At 30.7% G+C, this 22,223-nt stretch carries 26 protein-coding genes; 11 read left to right on the forward strand and 15 right to left on the reverse strand.

Features of this window, described 5'->3' with window-relative positions:
• Positions 1-140 precede the first annotated feature (140 nt).
• Positions 141-1,910: a phosphoadenosine phosphosulfate reductase domain-containing protein gene (locus VF726_RS14185; protein WP_440169149.1), complete on the reverse strand. Its 1,770-nt coding sequence runs from the start codon at positions 1,908-1,910 to the stop codon at positions 141-143.
• 449 nt (positions 1,911-2,359) lie between these two features.
• Between VF726_RS14185 and VF726_RS14190 the strand changes: the two genes are divergently transcribed.
• Positions 2,360-3,172, forward strand: coding sequence for a DUF6612 family protein (locus VF726_RS14190; protein WP_440169151.1), 813 nt, complete (start codon positions 2,360-2,362; stop codon positions 3,170-3,172).
• 235 nt (positions 3,173-3,407) lie between these two features.
• Here VF726_RS14190 and VF726_RS14195 read toward each other — a convergent pair whose 3' ends face one another.
• Positions 3,408-4,298, reverse strand: coding sequence for a DUF1002 domain-containing protein (locus VF726_RS14195; RefSeq protein WP_440169153.1), 891 nt, complete (start codon positions 4,296-4,298; stop codon positions 3,408-3,410).
• A gap of 138 nt (positions 4,299-4,436) precedes the next feature.
• Between VF726_RS14195 and VF726_RS14200 the strand changes: the two genes are divergently transcribed.
• Positions 4,437-5,327, forward strand: a complete 891-nt coding sequence (locus tag VF726_RS14200; protein WP_440169155.1) for a hypothetical protein — start codon at positions 4,437-4,439, stop codon at positions 5,325-5,327.
• Positions 5,328-5,368: 41 nt separating this feature from the next.
• Here VF726_RS14200 and VF726_RS14205 read toward each other — a convergent pair whose 3' ends face one another.
• Both VF726_RS14205 and VF726_RS14210 read right to left on the reverse strand, forming a co-directional pair.
• A complete protein-coding gene (locus VF726_RS14205; protein WP_440169157.1) occupies positions 5,369-6,115 on the reverse strand; it encodes an NAD-dependent protein deacylase in 747 nt (248 codons plus the stop codon).
• A 61-nt stretch (positions 6,116-6,176) separates the two neighbouring features.
• Entirely contained in the window at positions 6,177-6,614 is a 438-nt protein-coding gene (locus VF726_RS14210; protein ID WP_440169160.1) for an RDD family protein, read from the reverse strand.
• Positions 6,615-6,755: 141 nt separating this feature from the next.
• Between VF726_RS14210 and VF726_RS14215 the strand changes: the two genes are divergently transcribed.
• From VF726_RS14215 to VF726_RS14225, 3 genes are all read left to right on the forward strand, one after another.
• The gene (locus VF726_RS14215) at positions 6,756-8,066 is read left to right on the forward strand and encodes an MFS transporter (protein WP_440169162.1); all 1,311 of its coding nucleotides are present in this window, start codon (positions 6,756-6,758) and stop codon (positions 8,064-8,066) included.
• Positions 8,067-8,144: 78 nt separating this feature from the next.
• On the forward strand, positions 8,145-8,483 hold the full coding sequence (locus VF726_RS14220) for a hypothetical protein (protein WP_440169165.1): 339 nt from the start codon (positions 8,145-8,147) through the stop codon (positions 8,481-8,483).
• Between the two features lie 95 nt (positions 8,484-8,578).
• Positions 8,579-8,749: a hypothetical protein gene (locus tag VF726_RS14225; RefSeq protein ID WP_440169167.1), complete on the forward strand. Its 171-nt coding sequence runs from the start codon at positions 8,579-8,581 to the stop codon at positions 8,747-8,749.
• Between the two features lie 111 nt (positions 8,750-8,860).
• Here VF726_RS14225 and ndk read toward each other — a convergent pair whose 3' ends face one another.
• On the reverse strand, positions 8,861-9,265 hold the full coding sequence (gene ndk / locus VF726_RS14230; protein WP_440169169.1) for a nucleoside-diphosphate kinase: 405 nt from the start codon (positions 9,263-9,265) through the stop codon (positions 8,861-8,863).
• Between the two features lie 185 nt (positions 9,266-9,450).
• Here ndk and VF726_RS14235 point away from each other — a divergent pair, with 185 nt between their 5' ends.
• Both VF726_RS14235 and VF726_RS14240 read left to right on the forward strand, forming a co-directional pair.
• On the forward strand, positions 9,451-9,711 hold the full coding sequence (locus tag VF726_RS14235; RefSeq protein WP_440169172.1) for a helix-turn-helix domain-containing protein: 261 nt from the start codon (positions 9,451-9,453) through the stop codon (positions 9,709-9,711).
• A gap of 431 nt (positions 9,712-10,142) precedes the next feature.
• Positions 10,143-10,373, forward strand: coding sequence for a hypothetical protein (locus tag VF726_RS14240; RefSeq protein WP_440169174.1), 231 nt, complete (start codon positions 10,143-10,145; stop codon positions 10,371-10,373).
• Positions 10,374-10,430: 57 nt separating this feature from the next.
• Here VF726_RS14240 and VF726_RS14245 read toward each other — a convergent pair whose 3' ends face one another.
• Positions 10,431-10,769: a hypothetical protein gene (locus tag VF726_RS14245; protein WP_440169177.1), complete on the reverse strand. Its 339-nt coding sequence runs from the start codon at positions 10,767-10,769 to the stop codon at positions 10,431-10,433.
• Positions 10,770-10,886: 117 nt separating this feature from the next.
• Positions 10,887-11,564 carry an MgtC/SapB family protein gene (locus tag VF726_RS14250; RefSeq protein WP_440169179.1) on the reverse strand — a complete coding sequence of 226 codons (678 nt, stop codon included), beginning with the start codon at positions 11,562-11,564 and terminating at the stop codon, positions 10,887-10,889.
• Positions 11,565-11,604: 40 nt separating this feature from the next.
• Between VF726_RS14250 and VF726_RS14255 the strand changes: the two genes are divergently transcribed.
• The gene (locus VF726_RS14255) at positions 11,605-12,261 is read left to right on the forward strand and encodes a hypothetical protein (protein ID WP_440169182.1); all 657 of its coding nucleotides are present in this window, start codon (positions 11,605-11,607) and stop codon (positions 12,259-12,261) included.
• Between the two features lie 75 nt (positions 12,262-12,336).
• Positions 12,337-12,504 carry a hypothetical protein gene (locus VF726_RS14260; protein ID WP_440169185.1) on the forward strand — a complete coding sequence of 56 codons (168 nt, stop codon included), beginning with the start codon at positions 12,337-12,339 and terminating at the stop codon, positions 12,502-12,504.
• Between the two features lie 17 nt (positions 12,505-12,521).
• On the opposite strand, the gene VF726_RS14265 is transcribed toward VF726_RS14260, so the two are convergent.
• Entirely contained in the window at positions 12,522-13,577 is a 1,056-nt protein-coding gene (locus tag VF726_RS14265) for a UDP-N-acetylglucosamine--N-acetylmuramyl-(pentapeptide) pyrophosphoryl-undecaprenol N-acetylglucosamine transferase (protein WP_440169187.1), read from the reverse strand.
• A 593-nt stretch (positions 13,578-14,170) separates the two neighbouring features.
• Between VF726_RS14265 and VF726_RS14270 the strand changes: the two genes are divergently transcribed.
• Entirely contained in the window at positions 14,171-14,413 is a 243-nt protein-coding gene (locus tag VF726_RS14270; protein ID WP_440169190.1) for a hypothetical protein, read from the forward strand.
• Between the two features lie 44 nt (positions 14,414-14,457).
• Here VF726_RS14270 and VF726_RS14275 read toward each other — a convergent pair whose 3' ends face one another.
• From VF726_RS14275 to VF726_RS14295, 5 genes are all read right to left on the reverse strand, one after another.
• The gene (locus VF726_RS14275; RefSeq protein WP_440169192.1) at positions 14,458-15,213 is read right to left on the reverse strand and encodes a nuclease-related domain-containing protein; all 756 of its coding nucleotides are present in this window, start codon (positions 15,211-15,213) and stop codon (positions 14,458-14,460) included.
• Positions 15,206-16,246: a hypothetical protein gene (locus VF726_RS14280; RefSeq protein WP_440169195.1), complete on the reverse strand. Its 1,041-nt coding sequence runs from the start codon at positions 16,244-16,246 to the stop codon at positions 15,206-15,208. Before VF726_RS14280 ends, VF726_RS14275 begins: the two co-directional genes overlap by 8 nt.
• Positions 16,247-16,421: 175 nt before the next feature.
• A complete protein-coding gene (locus tag VF726_RS14285; protein ID WP_440169198.1) occupies positions 16,422-17,027 on the reverse strand; it encodes a thermonuclease family protein in 606 nt (201 codons plus the stop codon).
• Positions 17,028-17,141: 114 nt separating this feature from the next.
• Positions 17,142-18,701 carry a S1 RNA-binding domain-containing protein gene (locus VF726_RS14290; RefSeq protein ID WP_440169200.1) on the reverse strand — a complete coding sequence of 520 codons (1,560 nt, stop codon included), beginning with the start codon at positions 18,699-18,701 and terminating at the stop codon, positions 17,142-17,144.
• A 171-nt stretch (positions 18,702-18,872) separates the two neighbouring features.
• Positions 18,873-19,481 carry a hypothetical protein gene (locus VF726_RS14295; RefSeq protein ID WP_440169203.1) on the reverse strand — a complete coding sequence of 203 codons (609 nt, stop codon included), beginning with the start codon at positions 19,479-19,481 and terminating at the stop codon, positions 18,873-18,875.
• A gap of 240 nt (positions 19,482-19,721) precedes the next feature.
• Between VF726_RS14295 and VF726_RS14300 the strand changes: the two genes are divergently transcribed.
• Complete coding sequence (locus tag VF726_RS14300; RefSeq protein ID WP_088361798.1) at positions 19,722-20,090, forward strand: hypothetical protein; 369 nt, start codon at positions 19,722-19,724, stop codon at positions 20,088-20,090.
• A gap of 23 nt (positions 20,091-20,113) precedes the next feature.
• On the opposite strand, the gene VF726_RS14305 is transcribed toward VF726_RS14300, so the two are convergent.
• Positions 20,114-20,716: a 5' nucleotidase, NT5C type gene (locus VF726_RS14305; protein ID WP_440169205.1), complete on the reverse strand. Its 603-nt coding sequence runs from the start codon at positions 20,714-20,716 to the stop codon at positions 20,114-20,116.
• A gap of 96 nt (positions 20,717-20,812) precedes the next feature.
• Positions 20,813-22,135 (reverse strand): peptidoglycan DD-metalloendopeptidase family protein, encoded by a 1,323-nt coding sequence (locus VF726_RS14310; protein ID WP_440169208.1) that lies wholly within the window; start codon positions 22,133-22,135, stop codon positions 20,813-20,815.
• Positions 22,136-22,223: the final 88 nt, after the last annotated feature.

The following is a 22,223-nucleotide window of genomic DNA, read 5'->3' on the forward strand; positions in this document are numbered from 1 at the left end:
ATGAAACCATTTATTTTTACTCTATTAATCTTTAAAGATTTACAAATATAATATATGGTTCGGAAATGTTGTAAATAGATGGTTAATTACGAGCTTTTTTCAAACAATTGTCAACCATAAAAATAATAAAAAGCAACGAATTATACGTTGCTTTTTTCTTTATATAATATTGCTTCTTCTATATTCTTTCTCATTAACATATCAAGACTAGCCTTAAATGTCTTCTTTGTCATTTCTTGCTTTGGTCCATTTTGATATAACCAACGAAAAACTAACATATTTGCTTCTTGTTGAGTGTTTACATTTTTATCACAAACCACAAAATTCAATACGTTATATACTACTTTGTATTTTTCATAGTCTTTGTTATCAAAGAAACAATAGAAGCTTTTTCCTGTTTCTTGTTGTCTTTCTTTAAAGTATTCAATCAATCTCGTTTCACCGAATTTAAACTCATAAGAAACGAAAAATACCGGTTGCTTATTTTTTGTTTCTTTTACGTTAATTGTGCCATCCGGTTTTAAAACCACTTGGCCATCATATTGATGATTAACTGGTAGAATATCAGTGAATGTAAATGAATAGCCTTCTTGTATCCAAGTATCAAGAATTGCATTAAGTTCTGCATCCTCTATTAAAGAATAACCAACTTTTTCTTGAGCATATAATAACTTTTGTAACAGCATCAATCGTAATTCAAACGTAAAGCCGCCTGGTTCATAATGCGTTTTTTCTGCCTTTTCATAGTCATAATAATATTGGAAATCCTCGTTCAGCCATCCCTCGCTAAATAGATCTAGTTCAGCAGCTCCTTTATTCAACTTTTTATTGTTTCGATTAACTTCTAATCTTCTTAAAGGTTCTCGATATCTAACATCGTAAGTAACGTCATATAGGAATGCTTTCCATTCTGAAAGGTATTCTACTTCTGTATGACCTGAAGAAGCTAGTGTTTCAAGCATCTTGTCGTTTCTGCCAGCGTATAGACAAACCCAGCAACCGTTACGACTATTTGTAGAACCACAACCTTTAGTTTCAGTTAACTCTTCCCTAGTCATTGGACATTCACCTGAACCATCGCTATACATATCAAAAAGTTCCATTGATTTTAATCCCCAAGGTAAATATTCTTCTGAGGTAATGTAAGCCCATAAATCAGATGTTTTTACAAATTTTATTGGATAAAACATTTTTACATTATCAAAGTCGGGGTTTACTGCGAATAAGTCATTCTCATCAAAAGAGTACTTATTAATAGATCTTGCACGTTTAGCAGATTCATCCAATCTACTTCCTAATAACATCATTGCATCATATGGACGTTCTGAGTTGGATAATTCTTTTTTCGATTTTAAATCTGACAATGAAATAATTGAATTATCAAGATTAATAGGTGCTTCTGCTAGAATTTGTTCCAATTTTTTATTCATTGGATTTATTTTCATTTTTTTCGTACACCATTGAAATGGTGATGGTGGTTTAGGAGCAACTACCCCTCTTCCAATCACGTTCCAGAAAAATGAGTTTTTCATATCTGGTTCAACTAAATGTACTACTAAATTCAATTCCTCTTCGAATTGCTTTATTAATTTTAGATTCTTTTTTAGATACGAAGTCATTTGGTAACTTTCTACTTTTGTGTCTGCACTAACAATATGAACCCTTTTAAAACGGGCTCTTTTAGGCAAGCGTTGTAGCATTTTAAATACTAGCATTAAAACTAAGGAAGAATCTTTTCCACCACTATATGTAACAATCCATTCTTTGTCTTCTTTAATATATGTTTCTTCTAAATAAGTAATGATTTCATTGAATTTGTCGTTCATTTCTCCTGAGTTTAACTCATCTAGTAACCTTAAAGTCTCAAATAATTCCTCGTCATCTCTTTTAATCACTGCATTTCCGTTCATTGCAATTCCCACCTTTTATGTTTTTCTTATCATATCCGTAAGAATAAAAAAGTGAGAAAAAATAAAAAGAATTTTATTTTATGGGTGTTTTTATTTTTAAATATAATATATAATTATCCCAAGAAAACATAAAAAGGATGCTTTGATCGCTAGCGAAGATTACTCCTTTTCCCAACTCACAAGGTTGTTTACAGATAATTACTTAATTAGTGTGTGAAAATTTAAGTTTACTATCTTTGTGTTGTTGGGTTTTTTATTATTTTAAAGACACAATTAGTGCCTTTTTATTTAATAGAGTTACAATTTGTTTTTTGGGGCCCAAGTATTTTATTTGTAACGCTCCACTTTTCTAAGTTAAAGTGGAGCGATCATATAGATTTGTTTATTGAGTGAGATATTTTTAAGTGTATTTAGAAGTTATTATTGAATGTTTACGGAGGTTCTCATTAATGAGTACGAAGAAAAAGTTTTTATCGGGAATGATATTATCTGCTGCACTATTATTAGGTGCTTGTAACAATCCTGGTAAAGTGGAAGACAAAGAAAAATCAAAACAAAACTCTACTGCCTTAGTAGAATCTACAATTGAAAAGTTCGGTGATAAATCAAAGGACATTCAAAAATTTAAGGCTAAAATTGATGCAACTAATTCTATCCTTGTTAAGGATCAGTTATCTGAGACTCAACAATTCCTTGATGTTGACGTGGATTTTACAGATAAAGAAATTCACCTGAAAAACAAATCAAAAAGTAGTAAAAAAGATGAAGTTCCAGCAACTGAAATGTATGTAAAAGATAACAAAATGTATCTTAATGCATTTGGAAAATGGATGACTTCTGAATTAGATCCTTCATTAGACGTATTTAGAGAAGCTGCTGATATTCAAGGTCTAACAGGTGTTTATAATGAGATTAAAGGGTTAAAAAAGGATTTAAAACTGAAAGAAAAAGATAATGTAGTTACAATGGAAACTAAGAATCTTAAGGACATTGAATTAGATCAGATTACACTTGATTCTATTATTGGTTCAGAAAACAGTAAAAAAAATCCTAAAGTTAAAACATATACTGTTAAGATTGATTTAGATAAAAATACATACTTACCTAAAACATTGGAACGTAATGTTTCGATTGATGTTGATGGTGTTATATATACTTCGAAAGCTATAACGCAATACACTGATTTTAGTAATGTTGACATTATAGTACCTGAAGATGCTTTAAAAGCAACTGAAGCAATTCCAGAAGAAGATAATAAATAGACCTTTCCGTAATGAAGGGTCTTTTTTATTTGATTAATTTTAGTATATCCTCCCTTCTCCTACCTCAAACCGTACTTGCTGAGAAAATGTCTATTAGCAAAAATAAAAAGCGCCCTGACTCGTAGGGCGCTTTTTATATAGGGTACTGTTTAAGAAGAATGAGTCCTCTCTTTTTAAGTATACCTATATGAATACCACAATACAATATTGAAATTTTTGGGAATCGATTTTTTTATTATTTAAACAATGAAATAAACCCATTCCAAAGTGATTTTACTAAAGCTGTGAAGCTATGAATAATATTCTGGCCCTCGTCTGAGTTTACAAAGTTATCCCATTTTTCTTTAGCAGCTCCTAATGTTTCGTTTACCTTTTCCCAGTTAATATTTAATCCCTTAATTTTATCGAATAAACTTACTAATTGTTCTTGCTCTTCTTGAGTTAATGGAACTTCCATTTCTTTTGCATTCTTTTGAATAATAGCTTTCATATCCTCTTGTGTCTTAGGTTCTTCGGCAGTAATATCCTGCTTTACTTGGTTCATAAAGTTTGCAGCCTTCTCTTGCCCTATTTCTTTATTTTCTGCTAGTTTAGCGGTTGTTACCATCTCTTCATTTGCAATTTTCTTTTGTACTTCATCTATTTTTTTACCGCTTGATACTTCGTAAGCTTTAATAATACCTGTCAATGCACCTGTTCCTGATACATCAAATGGCGCGGTAATATATACTTTTGCGTCTTTTACACCAGCCGTTGAAAGTGCATTTAAATACATATTATTTGTTATGTAATTAACGTGTTCTGTTTCTACAATTAATCCGGTATTTTTTTCACCTAGAGTAATTTTCGCTGAAGAAATTGCTTTTGAACCAATTTGACTTTTAGGGATATAGTCCCCTAAATATTTATGTTCTTCTTTATTACTTACATATACAATATCGACATCTTTTTCTTTAACTTTCATTTCATCCAGTAATTTATCTTTTTGCTGAATAGATAGATTCTCACCTAAAGTAACAATAACATCTCCTGGTGCAGCGTCAGCTCTAACTATCGAGGTTCCTGTTGATCCTAATATACCTACCGCCATAATTGACACACCTAATTTTGATACGATTTTTTTCATAAAATACACCTCTCCTGCTGTAAAACAAGTTATTAATTAATACATTCATTAAGAGTTAACTCAGTCCTTTGAATGTTTTTTTCACTTGATTACCACAGACGTTTATAATTGTTTAAAAGATGTATAAGGAGTGATGTAATGTTTAAAGAAATAACCCTGAATGCGTTTAAAAACAATGGTTTTAATATAACGGAGTTCGAAAACGCTTTTCATTTCATTTTTGATATGGGAAGAATTATTTGTTATAAAGATTCACATCAATTTATAATCGCTGATTGTTTAATGGATAAATATGTAGTTTCCGATCAATTAAAAGATATATGTAACATTGTTAAAAAGTGTTTAATGAATGAAACGAACCCCTTTATGTTCAGTTTAGTTATGACCGAGTCTAATACCTACTTTTATGATTTAGAATTTGTTAATGTGACAAAGGATGTAGAGGAACGCCTAAAAATTCAGTTCGAAAAGATAAACGCAATTTATCAAATTAAAAGTGGTTGTTTACACCAGTACCAAGATCGGAAAAATCGACCGAAATACTTAAAATCTGATGTATTGTCTATAAATAGTTTCAGTATTGGATTTAATCCGCGAACGTTATCGTTAACACTTCAAACTACAGGGCAGAATGGTTTTGACTACTTATTTGATGTAAACGAACAACCGGATGTATTATTTCAATTGTTTGGTTTGATTGCAAATACATTTTCAGAGAGATTAAGCTTAGAAAGAATTGAACACTCTATTAAGATTGGACGGTTCGGATTTGAAGTCCAACTAAATTTAAAAGAAAAGATAAATTTATGTTTCGAAATTAATGGAAGCGAATATGAACAAATGCGGTTTGTAATTAGTGAATACGTTAAACAAACGGATGAGTATAATATTGATACTGATTTCTTTGATGGATGGTTTGAATATATTTATGTAAATTGGAAAAATAGACAGTTGTACATTCAAGATAACGGATTAATTCGATTTATTCAAAGAAGAGAAGCTTTAAAGTTTTTCGTACCGTCTATATAATATGCATTCAAAAAAGAGCACATATATTGTGCTCTTTTTAGTTACATACTTTCTAGTGTTTCAATTGCGTTTACAATGTCATCGTGTATACAAATTGTAAAATACTTGTCCATATTTGTCTCAGATTTGTTGATAATAATTGTAGGTATATCTGTTCCAGTAATAATCTCTGGGATCTGATTAACAGGCCAAACCTCAAGCGAAGAACCTACTACTATAAATAAATCTGCTTCATATGCCTTATCTAATGCTTCGTTAAAGTGATGTATAGAATCTCCGAATAACACCACATCCGGCTTTAGTATAAAGTTGCATATATTACCTTTTCCGTTCACTTTAGAACAACGTGGTATATTGTTATTGTTTATATACTCCAAATCATATTTACTTTTACATTTTGGGCACGTAGCAGTTTGTAGGGTACCGTGCATTTCTAAAACATCTGTGGAACCTGCTTTTGTATGTAAACCATCAATATTTTGAGTAATGACTGTTACTTCTTTGCCCTTTTCTTCAAGATCAGCGAAGAATTGATGACCTTTGTTTGGATGGTAATTTTGTAAAAGTTTACTTTCAAATATTTCTTTGTAGTATTTCCAAAATTCTTTAGGCTTAGATTTAAAATAAGAAAGTGATATAATGCTCTCAAAACTTTCATTGTTTGTCCAAAGACCATTTGAACTTCGGAAATCTTTTAGTCCACTAGGTACCGATATGCCCGCTCCTGTAAATAGGACTATTTTCTTTGATTGCTCAAGAAGTTGTTTAACTTGTTTTGTATCATTCATTTAGTTTTTTCTCCCTCATTTTACTTTTAACAATTCTATTATTTTTTTTATCAAAAAACTATTATTTAATTACTTCAGTTTCTTTCGAGATGACTTGTGTGTTTGTACAGACATCTTGGATTGTTTTTCGCTCGCTATGGATTAACGGAAAAAAGTATCCAATTAATAAAGTGGTCGAAATGCACGATATTAAGTTCCTTAGAATAACAATAAATACCTTCGAATCATCTCCACTTATATAACAAACTTTCAAACCACAAATATGCTTACCGATACTACCTTCTAACTTACTCATTTCAAAGATTGAATGGTATGCCACATAAATAACTACATTTAGAATAATACAAATTAAAAGCAAGTTTACATACTCATTTATTGTCCACTTTTCTTGTATTCCTTTTAGAAAATAATATATAAAATATACTAATGGAATTAAGCTAGTAAAAGTTTGATCTATATAAGCGGCCGCAACACGTCTTTTAAACAATTTCCCCTTCACGAACTCCCCCCTTTAATATTTCTAATGAGGACATTCGTTTTCATCATCTTTCCCCCTTTTACCTATATCAAAATTAGAGGAATATAAAATATTATCGTTTATAGTCTTAAGGTTGGCCTTTTTGAAATCAGGAGTGAAAATATGGATCGTTCAACTAAACTTGTACTTGGTAGCCTGTTACTCTCTAATTTTTTAGTTGCTATGGATACAACTATTTTAAATACTACGGGTCCTATTGTAACTGATGAAATTGGAGGGACAGCTTATTACGCTTGGATTTTTGCTATATATACATTACTATCTACCATAACCGTTCCTATCTTTGGGAAACTAGCTGATCGTTATGGGCGAAAGAATATTTTTCTCTTGTCAACACTGCTATTCACTATAGCTTCCCTTATGTGTGGAATAGCAACATCTATGCCTGAACTAATTGCTTATAGAGCCTTGAAGGGTATAGGTGCTGGTGGTATGTTACCTACGGCGGCTATAATATTAGGTGACTTATTACCTGTTGAAAAAAGAGGGAAGTTTCAAGGGCACTTTTCACTCATATGGGGTATAAGTGCATTATTAGGACCTTTGGTTGGCGCTTTAATTATTCAAGTGCTTGACTGGAGATGGATTTTTTATATTAATATTCCTTTAGGAATTATTGTAATGTTGTTCACACTTTCGTACAAAGAAAACATAGAACGTTTTTCGACACCTATTCAATGGCGTTCTGCATTATTATTTGCGGTTGCAACACTAACCTTACTTTCAATTACTATAGATTCATCTTGGTATATATATCTTTTACCAGTCTCTATTTTATTGCTGTTCTTATTTTATCGTTCTGAAAAAAAGACAGCAAATCCATTCTTACCTATTGGTATATTGAAAAATTATCCGCTATTATTCTTCAATATAAACACTTTCTTATTCTTCTTTGCGCTTTTTGGATTAGAATCATTCGTGCCATTCTTCTTACAAAAGGTACAAGGTAGCTCGGTGCTACTAAGTGGCCTTGTGCTTGCTGGAATTAGCATAGGATGGATTCTTTCTTCTTATCCATCTGGTAAAATTATTACAAGGTATGGTTATAGATTGCCAATATTAATTGGTAACTTGGTGATTACCTTATCTACAATCCCTTTCTTTTTCTACACTGAAGATACTCCACTTTGGTTAACCTTCCTCATCTTACTTACCCACGGATTTTGTTATGGATTAATTCAAACAACTGCTTCAATTGGTTCTTATGAGCTGGCTAAACCAGAAGAAAAAGGTTTCTCGTCTTCATTACAATCATTTGCAAGAAATATAGGAACATCATTTAGTCTAGGTTATATGGGTGCCTTGGTAATAAAAGATCCATTTTATATTTTATATGCTGCTGGTATCCTATCAATTTGTGCTTTACTAATATCAATAGTTTTGCTTGCGAAAAATCGCTCTGAATCTTTTTGATTCAGGGTGTTTTTTTATGTTTCATTTTAAGAATACAATTTCAATATAATCCTTATATGAAAGAGCGTGAGACAAAAAATGAAACAATTTAATAAAATGAAGCAACTAGCTGAGAAAGAACAATTCAAAGATATCGCTTGTGCAAACCAACTTATTGCAGATCTATGTGAAGAAGTCCTTTCAAAAATGGAAACTATTAAACAATTAGAGAAGCGTCCTGTAGTTTATCCGCATTATTGTTATCTCGCTATTCCATACGAACCAGGTTCTGATAGTATCCTTTTCCGAAAAAGAGATGAGGCAGAACTTTTTAGAGCAACACAAGGTTCTGAAAACAGATATAGGGTAAAAACAATTGAATTGTTTGAGAGTCATAAGAAAGTAATTCTAAAGAGAGAATTTCAGTTTTTAAGATAAGATTTTTCAAGCTCCCAAGTGGTATATGGTAATCTAATGAATGAAGTAATTAAGAGTAATTCATATTTGCCATACTCTATAAAGGAGTTTTTATTATGAAGAAAAGTACAGAATTTGTCTGCAAAAAGTATAAATGGGGATGGTCGGTATGGATCAAAATTGATAATGCCAAGAAACTATTGGCTAGTAAATTAAAGTCTGAGTACGACGTGTATAAATATATTTATACGTTGAGCAAAAATGGGAATTATAAGATTCTTGAATAGTTAATGCTTTCTTTCAAGAATATATTATGTATCGGAATCCATTATAGTTTTATAATGGATTCCATAAAAATAAAAAGAACAGGAATCACTTTAAAGTGTCCTGTTCTTTTTTTAGTTATTAGTAAACCATAAACTGATTTCTCTCTTTGCGCTTTCTAAAGAGTCTGATCCGTGTACGACATTATTACCAACACTATTGGAGAAATCTCCGCGAATCGTACCTGGTTGAGATTCTAATGGGTTAGTTTTCCCGAGCATCATTCGAGAGACAGCTACAGCGTTCTCCCCCTCCCAAATCATTGCAAAGACAGGTCCAGAAGTTATAAAGTCTACTAACTCATCGAAAAACGGCTTTTCTTTATGTTCTTCATAATGTTTTTCTGCCAGTTCTCTAGAAACTGTCATCAGCTTTGCTTCAATCAAATTGTAGTTTTTCCGTTCAAATCTATGTATAATTTCACCTATTAATTTTCTTTCTACCCCATCGGGTTTAATCATAATAAATGTTTGTTCCACAAAATCACCTCGTTTTAAAAAAACTTATTAATCTATTCTAATGAAAAATATTGAACCCTAATGCAATTATATTCCTTTTAAGGATTTTTCAACTAAATTTGCTCATTTATACTGATAATGGATTCATATGATATAATCTATGAAGAAAAAATCAAATCTAATATCATCAGGAGGAACATATATATATGGAATATAAAGAAAGTAAGGCCCTTGATAAAGTGACGGAGCAGGATATAAAAAAATATGTTGTAAAGCGTGAAATTGGAACACAAATAAAAGAAACGATGCATAAAAAACATTATTCAATTCGTACACTAGCTAATCAAATTGGTATGTCACATCCTCAAATTGTTAGAATAACAAATTGCGAAAATTATAATATAGATACACTTATAAAAGTTCTAGACCAATTAGGATTAGAATTGAAAGTGGAAGTAAAAAAATAAAGAGTTGCGATTATACGCTACTCTTTTTTTGAGCCTCTAAAGTTAGAAACACGCAGTTAAAATTCCTAAATAAATACCTGATAATAACAAGAATAAATGATGAATGGTCACCGATTTGTATGTACAAATAATAATGATTATATGTTTATGATTAATGAATCATTGCTTTAGAATCTACGTTGCTTTCTTTGATTATAATAATAGATGAATCTAATTTTTCCGCAAATATATTCGTAGGTGCTTTGATAATTATATTTACTGGGACGTTTACTGTATTCAATGTATGCACTCACCTTTAACTAAATTATTTCGTTAAAATCATTTTAGCAAACAGATGTTCGTTTATCAAGGTTTTTTTACCGAACCCTTGTTCTTATAAGTTTATGATATAATATTTGTAGAATTTTAAGAAAAATGACAAGGAGGAACTTATGTCTGATTATACGAATGATAACAAGTCTTTATTGCGTGCGGAAATACTTTCTTCTTCAGAAAAACTAAAAAGTGATGTTGCACCTGGTTTCTTCGAATATCTTGAAAACCTGCCTAAAGAAGCTTTTGACTTAGAAATGAGTGCCTTAGAAGAAGTCGATAAAGATGCTGTGATGATGATTAAAAAACATCTAGATACTAACGGCAGAAAGAATATTTCCAACAAATAAATAGAAAGAAGCCTGTTATTTATAAAAAAACAGGCTTCTTTTGTTATTCACTTAAATTTAGACAGCTGCAATATATAAGATTAACGCTGCGGCATTGTACGCCCCAATAATAAGGGCTCTTTTTCTTATAATATCCATATCTTTTTCCTGAAATCCTTTTAGGATATATATACTTCCAATAAAGAGTGCGATAAAGAAATTAACAATTGTCACTCCTACTCCAAGTAAGCCTAGTACGATCATCCAAAAAGGAGGTTCTCCAAATAATGTATAAGCAACTATAAGTAAGGAGTAACCCATTAATAACATTATCCAAGAAAATATTTGCCAAACTTTAAACATTGATTCAGCCTCAAAATATATAAATCCTACACATTGGTTAACTATTTTTTTCAAGATTATCCCCCCTTTGTTTCACTTTATATTTGATGAAAAGCAATTATCTCCATACGATTAGATAATTGCTACCATCTCATCTTTTTTTGTTGTTTGTATAATTCTATAATGTAGATACTATCCTATTGTTTCTATTTCTACAGAAACTACCCCGCTAATCGATCTAACCTCTTGATAGATTGATGTAGTAAATCTCTTTTCGTATGTTGAGATTTTATATTCTAATTTCCTCTCGCCCGTCGATAGATCTTTAACTCTCACTTTTTGAATAATAATATCCTTATTTTTAATGATTGATTGTAGTATTTCCAAGTCTACTTGCTCTTCAACAATAATAGACATCTGTAATTCTTTTTCGCTAAGTCTTCCAGGACCAAATTTCTTCAATAGATTAGGAAAGAATTCTACTCCAGCAATTATAAATATCATAGCGATAATGGCTTCTCTCCAGAATCCTGCCCCTACAGAAATACCTAAGCCAGAAGCACCCCAGATCATAGCGGCTGTAGTCAGCCCTGTTATTGATAATCCTTTAACTAAGATTACTCCTGCTCCAAGGAAACCAACACCTGAAATAATTTGTGCTGCTAGGCGTAATGGATCCATATTAATATGTTCGCCCTTTGGAAAAGTATAGGCGGATTGAATCGAAACAATTGTAATTAAACAACTAGCTATACAGATTACTGTGCTTGTCTTTAATCCTAATGGTTTTCTTTTTAGTTCCCTTTCTAATCCAATTATCATTCCTAGGATAGATGCGATGCCTAGTTTTAATATTATTGTTAATAACATTGTTTTTGTTCCTCCAAATAAGTTTTTAAGAGGTGTTTTAATGTTCTTTAAAAATAAAAAGAAGTATTTTTACTTACAACATTCAGGGAAATTAGGTATGTATCGTAAAGAATACTTAAAAATAAAAGAGAATTTTCCTTTCCATTCTTGTGAATCAGTTCAGGATATTGTATTGATAAAATTTACGTGTCCTTATAAAAAATTTTATTCTAATAGTAAGTACTTTCACTTTGGAAAGAGGTTAGATTTTAAGTACGGTTTAAAGTACAACCTGTTTAATGAGGAGAATGGCGTAGAGAACCCGAAAATTGGTAGAGGTATCAATACGAACGTACATACTCAGGGTGATACTCCTTTACCTGAAGAATTTACCCCTTGTTCAATGTGCGAAAAAGAGCTATCTTGTATGTTTTCTAAAACAAAAGCTGAATATATTCCAGTTAATTATAACTTCGTTAATTTTATTAATATTTTGCAGAGTTTAGGCTATGAAGAATCTATGAATCTCTATAATAAATATGTTTCTTACTACTCTGATTCGGGTTATGACGCGGTTATTGAAGAGGCTAATATGGTAGACGTTATGGTTGTGTTTCTATTTGCGCTTCCAATTGCTGTTTTATATGTACCCTTATATTTTCTAATTGATTATTTTAAAAGGATTAAGGAAAAAAAGTTTGATTCACAAAAAGCTTAATATTTTTTGTTTTTTTCACTTTTCTAATGAAATAGTGTATAGTGTATACTCTATTATTTAAAGGAGTTGTACGTTATGTATCAAGATATTATAAATGGTTTTAAAGATTTGAATTATGTTCCGACATCAGAAGAATTAGAACGTGTGGAGCAGACTCTTAAAAATTTTGAAAATAAATTTTCAGGGCCAATTTTCATACAAAAAAACAATAAAATTGTTAATAAAAAACCCTCGGTCAAATAATTAACCAAGGGGTTTTTTTATGATATTAGTTTGATAATATCCTTAGATATTTTATTAGCACAGTTTTTGTAATCAAACTGTTGAAGTTTGACCTTTTTATCTAACAATAATTCATTATTATTCCACCATTCAGTGGCTATTTTAGTTAATGTTTGTGAATTAGTCTCCTCATCCTGCTCAACTACTTGCATACCACCTGATTTTTGGAAATGTAGTCCATTTATTAACTGGTGATTATCCATTGAGTTAGGAAGTGGTACAATGATTGATGGGATTTCCGCATTTGCAAGTTCAAACAAACTACTTGTCCCACCTCTTGTAACTACAAATTTTGCTTTTGTATACATATCTTCAATATCTACAAATCCATAAGATTTTAAGTTCGTTATTCCTTCTTCTTCAATTCTCTTTTCAACTGTTAAGGTGTTTTTCTTACCTGCTTGGAGATGTATGAATAAATCGGGGGTGTTTTTTGCAGTTTTTATTGACCATTCGTTTAAAAATTCTGATCCGCCGCTACCACCAAGAACTACAATATCATTTCCCTGCGATATAGGGTCATTTATAGGAACTGGGTTACCAAAAACCTTTCCTTTCGAATTATTTAGCCTACCCGTTGTCTCGTCGAATGAATAATATACCTCTTTTGCACTCTTTATAAACAACTTATTAACTCGCCCAAGTACAGTGTTTTGTTCGTGTATAAAATATGGGATTTTCAATAAGTTTGCCGCAGCTAGTACTGGAGCTGTAACAAATCCCCCTGTTGAAATAATAAAATCAGGCTTTATATTTTTAAGTTGTTTATAGGCCTTCATTATACCTTTACTGTTTTGAATGGTGAAATTCTTCCATTTATCAAAAGGTGTTTTTCCTTCCATACCTTGAGAATCTATGTGAAAAAAAGGGTATGAGTATTTAGCCGCTATTTCCTTTTCTATGTAATTTTCATTACCTAAATAGAATATTGTTGCATCTAGTTTATCCTCTAGAGATTTCGCAATTGATATCGCTGGTGTAATGTGTCCTGCTGTTCCTCCGCCTGTAATTGCAATAATATAATGTTTGTTCAATGGAATGTATCTCCCCTCTATGTTTATCACATTTTATATTTTTATGAATGTATTTATAATGGCTTCAGCATATTTTTTGAAGAAATAATTTTTAAACTTTACAATTCATTTACTACATTATTAAAAAGATGTTTTTATTGACCTTCTTTTTTTAAGGAGGACTAGGATAGCAATGCCTTTCGGGTAATGAATTATTATGTAACGGTGTATGCAATTGTTCTAAAATTTATAGAACTTTTTCTAATTAAGGGGTGTAGAATCTCATTATGGAATTAATAGTATTTAGTTTAATATTAGGTATCGTATTATTTAGCTTAACATATCTAACATACAGGTTTTTCCCATTTAAAAGATATTTAAAATATTTACCATCTTTGTCTGGTGGTATGAGTGTGATAGGCCTATTAATAATGAGATGTCAAACTGGTTATTGGCAAGCCTATCTCCTATTGATCATAGCAGCTTGTATTTTAATGATTAGTATCATCACATTTTTATTTGCGTGTATTCTAGAAGTGTATGTTGAAGAACAGATACAAAAAAGAAGATCGATTTAAATTCAATTCTTTTTCTATTGCATTGGGGTGAATTAAATGTACTTAGAAATCAAACAAAAATCACAAAAGGTTCTTACGTTATTTGGATTGGCGGGGGTTATTTGGTGGGCAATAGTTTCGAAGATCCGCTATAATTCGGTTTGGGATTTACCTTTTATTAATTACATTCCTTACATACTATTCTTTGTTGTAATTGGTATTGGCATATACAATTTTATTAAGTATAGAAAAATTAAAAGTTCTCTTGATTTTGTAGAGGAAAAGTTATCAACCAAATAAAATAAAAAAACCCTAACAATGATTTTGATAGGGTTTTTTTATTTTCAAGAATGTTCTTTCTTCATTTTAATTCTTTGTTTTTCATCTTGAATTTGTTTTTTTATAGATTTAATAATTAATTGCTGTTCAGTTTTTGTTACCTCTCTTTTTGGCTCGTATTCTTCTAAGAAAGATTTAAATGATTTATCTAAAGTTAAGACTGGTATTTTCTTTGAGAAAGCTTTCACTTGTACCTTTGGATTTACAAAGTAAACCATTCCTTGAATCCAGTAAGGGTATCCCTCTTCTTTTAACACTCCTGATAATCTGAAGACGTGTGTTTTAACCTGCTTGGTAGGATTATAGAAAGGATTTGCGTACTTTCCTCCTAGTTTTGTCTCTTTAAACTGTACCCATCGTTTATCGTCTGGTCTGCCTGTTATTATGCCCGTATGGTTCTTAACCTCGATTACAAATACACCTTTCTTTCCAACTACTATTAAGTCTGTCTCACTTTCTTGTTCTTCGTGTAATACCGTTACATTTGAAAACACAGTATAATCCGGCGGTAAATCTTTAATTATTTTAAGTGCCTTATTCTCACCTGATAATCCGTTTAGACTAATGTTTACTTTTCGGCCAATATAACCAGTCATTAAACATACAAACCCTAAATAACCAAATCCGAAGAATTGTAAAATATTTAGTACATCCATTATGACAAAAATATAAAATGAAATTAACCATAGCGATGCAATAATTAAAATGTTGTGATACATTTCGTTTCTAAGAGGATTGTGTGCTTTATATACCTTAGTCATTATTATCTACCTTAAAGAAAAATGGATAAGTTAGTTCCTTTACAAATACCTCTTTTGCACTGTTCTTTATAATTTCGCTATAAATACTTTGCTCCCATAAATTTTCATCATTTTTTGTAGTTAATCTATTATATGAAAACGTAGGTGCTCCCGGTAAGAAAGCTATGTATACAGTATCTTCCTCAATGGAATAGTTTGAACCTGATTGGAATCTGTTTTCGGCTTTTATTGTTTGACTATATCTTTCGAACAACCCTTGTTCAGTGTCATAAACATCACCAACTGTACTTTTGTATGCGAATGCATCCAAAGTGTGATACATACAAAAGTTCCAAGCTGCTTCTTTGTTAGGAAATTGATTAATATCAATTACGTAATTCATATAATACTCGGCACCAGATTTAATCTCTTCCATTGATTGATCCTTCTGTAGAATATCTAGTTTTTCCGCTTCTAATTTCAGGAAAAACTCTTTTTTAAACGTTTCTACTTCTTCATAAATATCATAGAGTTCTATTTTGCCATATGAATTAGTCATTCTTTCAGCAATCTTATTAAACATTATTATTGTATTGAATAAACTAAGTGCTGTATCTTGTTCTATTCTTGCGAATTTCCTAAAAAAATTAAATTCTACACCTATACGTAATGTAGCACCTTTTGGATAAATATTATTTATGTGTTTAAACATTAAATTGAGATGGAGTAATGTTAAGAAGTCGGCAGCATCCGGATATATAATTCCGTTTGTTATTTCCTTTATATGAGGTTTAGTGTTAAATGATAGAGAGAAAAATTCTAACCTTTTATTATCTTGAATTTTATTTCTTAGTAGATTTAATGAGCTGTTGTATTTACTTTGTTTATATGCTTCTTCGTCGGTTATTTCCTTTTTCATAAATCCGGGGTTAATTGTAAGTAAGTGATTTAGTTTTTCGTCTAGTGGAAGTGAACTATTTGCAATTTTTTCATACTCTTGCTGGCATTGTTTTGATATGTAAAAATCTAATCCATAATCTTCTATTGAGAACATAAAATACCCTCCTCCCTCTTAATTGATTTTATGAAAATAACAAATAAGTATATAAAAGTCAAAGTAATTTAAGGAATTTATTATGAATAACAAACTATTATTTCTAAAAAAACGATGAGTTAATACTCATCGTTTTTTGATTGTACTCATTGTCATTTGTAATTTATTAGGAAATTTATTTTCTTGATTTACTATCCTCATAATTTTCGATCGACCATATCCCTAGCTTTTTTTGTCTAGATTTATCTTGAAGTTCTTTAAATTTGTCTATATATCTTGTGTTTGGAACATATACATAAGCTACCCTTGCTAAGCCCTCTTTTAATAACATTTCATTTATCATTTCTCCATTTACATATACGTATGCCAGTAATCTACCGAATTTATCTCTTTCAGAAACATCTTTTTCTAATTGAACAGTATCCCCTATTTTGATGTGTTTTTTAGTGAAATCACTAGCTTCTGGTCCAAACGGTTGAACACCCTTTTTAGGATGACGAGTTTCCGGAGTATCTACCAATAAAAATCGTACCTTCTCAATTTTTTTCCCAAGGGATACCTTGATAGTGTCCCCGTCTATAACATCTACGACTACAGCATCAATTTTTGGATATGTAGCGTTACTATTGCTTTGTTTTTTATCTTCGGTTTCTTTAATATGCGAATTGCTATTATCTATTTTACTTTTTTCCAAAGTTTGAATATTCTTTTCTGTATCTAGGAGATTACAACCGGTAATAAATGTTGCGATCATAAGCACTATGAATAATTTCTTCAACACAATCCACCTCCGTTTTTAGGTGTGATTATTATAGTTGAAAATTTGACTGTCCTTATAAAATAAAGAAAATTTACTTTGAAAGAAAAAAACCATCTATAAATAGATGGTTTATATTTAGTATTTTTCTAGCATTTTATCGAAGTAATCCTTTAACATATTTCTTGTTAAAGTGGTTTTGTTTATATATATTGTTTTTCCGTCTTCAACTGTTTTGATACAAGGGAAAATCAAACCCTTGTTCTCTATATATCTATGGGTGCTTGTTTCAATTATTATTTTTGATTCGTTTAATTTATTTAGTAGTTCACGTTCGGCATCTATCTCACTTAAAAAATTCCGATTAGCTCTTTCCATATATGCCTCTATTGGATGTGGACCGACCCCTACTTTGTATTCAATATTATTCGCTAATGATGTATTTAATAGTTCTTCTACCTTTTCTAATAATAACCAACCAAAATCATTTCTAAAATTTGTGCTTTCTTTATTTATCCCCATTGTGAAGTTAAATAATCCGTGTTTTTTTATTAGTTCTTGTAATTTATTTTTTGCATCTGGAGATAGCGGACCGACAACTGTTTTCAAGAAATTTGTTATATCGTTCCATTCGGAATTGTTAATGATCTCTTCAGCAGCTAAAACTGTATTATTTGATACTATTCTTGTATCTGATTTACCTTCGTTATGTGTCTGATAGCTATTCGTATTTTTTGATTCTTCTTTTGTTGAAGCAATTTCATTTTTTGTATCCAAATGCTCCGTATTATGTTCTTCAATTACTAGTGGTTTTGTATTAAAAGATTTAGTGCTTAATGCTAATTTACCGTCAGGCTTTTTTTCAATTATTTTAGCATTTACTATTTGTTTTTCTTTGAAATACTTAGACACTTCACTTACATAATCATTTGCAATTTCTCCAATATAAATCATTCCTGAAATAGCTGGTTCAGATGTCAGGTTTACTATAGCTCCATATTGCATATTTTTTTGAACCTCTACCTCTACAACATCTCCACACTTTAAATCCTCAAATATTTTCTCAACCCTTTTATTCTCTATCTCATCGTCTGAACTCTCTAGTAAATAACATAGATAGGTTGCAGCCCTGCCAGCATTATTTGATCTCGTAAATCCAGAAAAAGCTTTCAATTGTTTCCTCAAATGCTCTTTTTCCATTATTGATACTTCTTTTTTATCTACTTTAAATGTTGAAATAAGTTCCCCGTGTTCAATATTTGAAAGATAGTCCTCAAATAATTTACCTGATATATTTCTATTTACATCTTTAATACTTAACCATTCAGTATTAGTTTCTAGATTAATGTATGAATTTATATAAGCTATATCGGCCGGATATTTTCTGTGTCTTTTAAAACCATCGTAACTATTTTGTTTCTCTTTTGCAGTTTGTTTACTTTTCGCTTTGCCGATTACTTGCTCTTTATTTTTCTCACTATTAACTATTTTTTCATTAGGCTGTTCTATATTATTGTTTTCATTGTAAGGTTTAACTTTTAACACTCTATAATAATAATTTCTTATTTTATCTATCTTATCATCATATTCTTTAGCTAGTTCTTTACATATCTTGCTAAGTTCTCCTCGTTTCAAACCTCCGTTAGCCATTTTTTCATCAATTATTTTAATAAGACTTGGGATCCACTTCTCTTCCATTGAAATCCTCCTTATAGGTCTTGTCTGCTAACAATTGTATAAAAATTTGTTTTCTAAATCAAACAGAAATAACCGATAAACGAAATATAGCATTATTAATAATTACCTCAATATGTAATTTTTAGAAAATATATATCTGAAAAAGTAAAAAAAGATGAGTAGTTATATCTCTCATCTTTTTTTATATTCAAAGAAATCAATGATGTTCGCGTTCGATTTCTGTTTATATTTTTTTAGATATTCTGATTCTATCCATCTATAAATTGTATCTTGATGTTCAAAAATAATTAAGCAATGTTCAAAATCTGTAATTTCAAGTTTCGCTTTAATCTTATGGCAGAAGCAATTTTCATCTAAGTGATTAAAGCTTGTTCCAGAATCATCAAACATTATTTTATCTCTGTTCTTAATTAATCTTAAATTATCAATTTCGAATGACTCTCCATCTATAGAAAATTCTACCGTAATAAACCCACCTGGTTTTTTCTGCATTTGCTTTAAATTAAATACTAAATCAAATGTCTCGCTTCCTTCTGAAAAGTAGATCCCTGCTCTGATTTCGTCCTTGTTTACTGATAAGAACTGTATGAAGTTCTTAACTATCTCTTGGGTAGCATTGTCATCAAGAAGTACTTGTTCATTAGGATTCTTTTTGTATAAGTTAAATTCCGCAGCATTTTGTTCGGAATTGAAAGTCAAAAAATATACCTCTCCATCTACTTTAATATACGATTTTAAACCTTCCTCCAAGGGATATATAAATAGCACTTTGAAATCCATATACCTTGCCTCCTCCGCTGCATTAATAGAATGCAATCAACATAATCATTGGTGTTAAAAAGTCAAGATTTGGCGAAGATATGTTATGGGTTAGCCCGACTTATTTAACATATTTTTGTATTACTGAAAATACAAATGATACTTATACGATTGTTTGCATATGAAATTGTTTAAAAATTTAATTTTATAATTGTAAAAATATAGTTCCTATTTATAGTCCAATTTGTGGAGGTGGATGTTATGAATATATTTGATGAAGGTATCTTTATTAATCATTTAGATTGTGAAATAGCTAAAAGTGAGCGCTTTGGTTACCCATTTTCAGTTTTAATGGTTAAAACTCTGAACCCTCAGTCTCACGCTATAATGCTATTAACATCAATAATCGAAGCAAATTATAGGACTACTGATGTAGTCTCTAAGAAAGATAATGGAACGTATTTTATACTCTTGAATGGAACCGATGAAGATGCAGCATATTTGTATATGTCTAGACTTGTTCAAAAAGTTGTTTCAGAAAATGAAGTACCATTAGTTTGTTCTGTAACAAGTTACAGAACAGGTGATACTAGAGAATCTGTACTAAGACGATTAGTTCAAAAAATATAAAAAACCATCATAAAGATGGTTTTTTATGCTGCAAATTTACCACGTAGTTTTAACATTTTATAAATCATTTCTTTTGCTTCGTTTAAATCCTTTGCACGCCATTTCGTATCGATATGACGGTTATAAGGCATATCGATTAAGATGATGTCACGGTTTCTTTCTCGAAACTTATAATAAGTTTCAGGCTTATCATCGACAAGAATGTCTCCTTTAATCATCCACTTACAAGAACAGAAAATAATGTTTTCTTTTGGGATTGATGGAAAGTTTTCAGCTACCCATAATCTCTTATCGTCTGCCGGATTAGAGAAACCATTTTTCTCGTTTCCTAGCGAAGACTCATTCCCTGAAGGAGAATCGCTTACGATATAGATCTCAGCAATTTGCTCTAAACTCTTCACAAATTCTTTAGCATTTTCCTTTAACGGAATGTTTCTGAATAAACCTGGATACTTAAATAATTGATATATTTCTTTTCCTCTTTCAGAAAACTTATCCAATTCCCATTCATTCACAAGCTTGTGATCCACATTTTCATTAAATAACTTATTATTTAGTTCCCAAAAATGAGTACCAAAAGTATTTAATGTATCATCTATATCTAATAATATTGTTGGCTTTGTCATTTTATTTTCTCCCTTTTATGCCTTTATATGTATTTATTTGTTTTTACTTAATTATTATAAGCAAGAAAATATTAAAAGTGGAATGTTTTTCATCTTTTACTTCAAAACGGATAATGGATCGGTGTATGTAAATACTGAACCATCATATTTTGTTGCTACTGAAAAATGTAAATGGGGTCCGGAAGTTATCCCTTGATTTCCGACTGCTGAGATATGTTGACCTTGATTAACCCTTTGACCGGGCTTTACATATAGGGAGTTTGCTTCCATATGTCCATAAATTGAATATAAGCCATTATCGTGCTGTATCACTATCCAATTACCGAAACCAGATGCGGGACCAGAGAACAGGACTGTTCCTACTCCTGCACTATAAATTGGAGTTGAAAGTGGAGCTGCAAAGTCTGTGCCTGAGTGCAAACGTTGGTAGCCTAGCACTGGGTGTGTTCTATAACCGTACATTGAAGAAATTTGATATGTTCCTGCTTTCATTGGTGAAGTTAATGTTTGATTAGGGTTTAGAGGAATGTTTTCTGACCCTACATTCGGAATATTAGGCTTCAAAGCTTCGTTAATCTGTTTCATTAATTCTGCCTGCGCTTTTTCTTCTTCTGTTAACTGATTTACCATTTGTGTTTCTCTTTCTTTATGCGTTACAAGGACAGCATCTTGCTTTGTTTTTTGCTCAACTTGCTGATTCTTTAATGCGTTTAGTTTGTTTTTTTCGTTTTCCACAGTTAGCTTATTTGCCTCTAATTGTTTTTTTTGCTCTTTTAGTTCTTTTTCTTGTTTTTGAATTGAGTTATATATTTTTTGATTTTCATCAGCAATAATATTAATTAAATCAACAGTTGTTAATAAATCACTTAAATTTTCTGTTTGAAAGAAGAATTGGAAGAAACCGAAATCTCGATTTTCATAAAGAAACGATATAGATTGACCTAATTTATCTCTTTGTAATTTTAATTCTACAATTTTCTTATCGATTTCCTTTTGTGTAACTTCAATGTTATGTAGTAATTTCTTTATACTTTCTTCTGTAGTTTTTATTTGGCTTTCGGTTGTAGCTAATTGATTCTCGATGCCCATTATTGTCTTCTCGGTTTCGTCAATATATTTATGAACTTCGCTTATTTGTTCTTTTATATTTGTTTTCTTTTCCTCTACTTTTTTTAGCTCTTCCTTCAATGAATCTACTTTTTTAGTTTCCTCTGTTTCTATATCTTCACTAACATTGATTGATGGTTTCTCTTCTTTTTGTGTAGTTTGTGTTTCGGTATTATTATTTTTCTCTATTGTTTGCTTTTCTGTATTTTCTTTTTGTACTTGTGTTGTTGTGCTTGCTTCATTTGCGCTTGCAATAAACGGTGGAACTATTAACATCGATGCACAAGTTAAAAACGTTAATTTCCTTTTCAAGTTTTATCTCTCCTCTCAAAAAAAATAATCCATAGGATGTTTAAAAACCGGTTACTAAAATACGATAATGAATGAAATAATTAGACTT

It is taken from the genome of Bacillus sp. Brlt_9, assembly GCF_051948935.1.
Taxonomy (GTDB): Bacteria; Bacillota; Bacilli; order Bacillales; family Bacillaceae_G; genus Bacillus_A.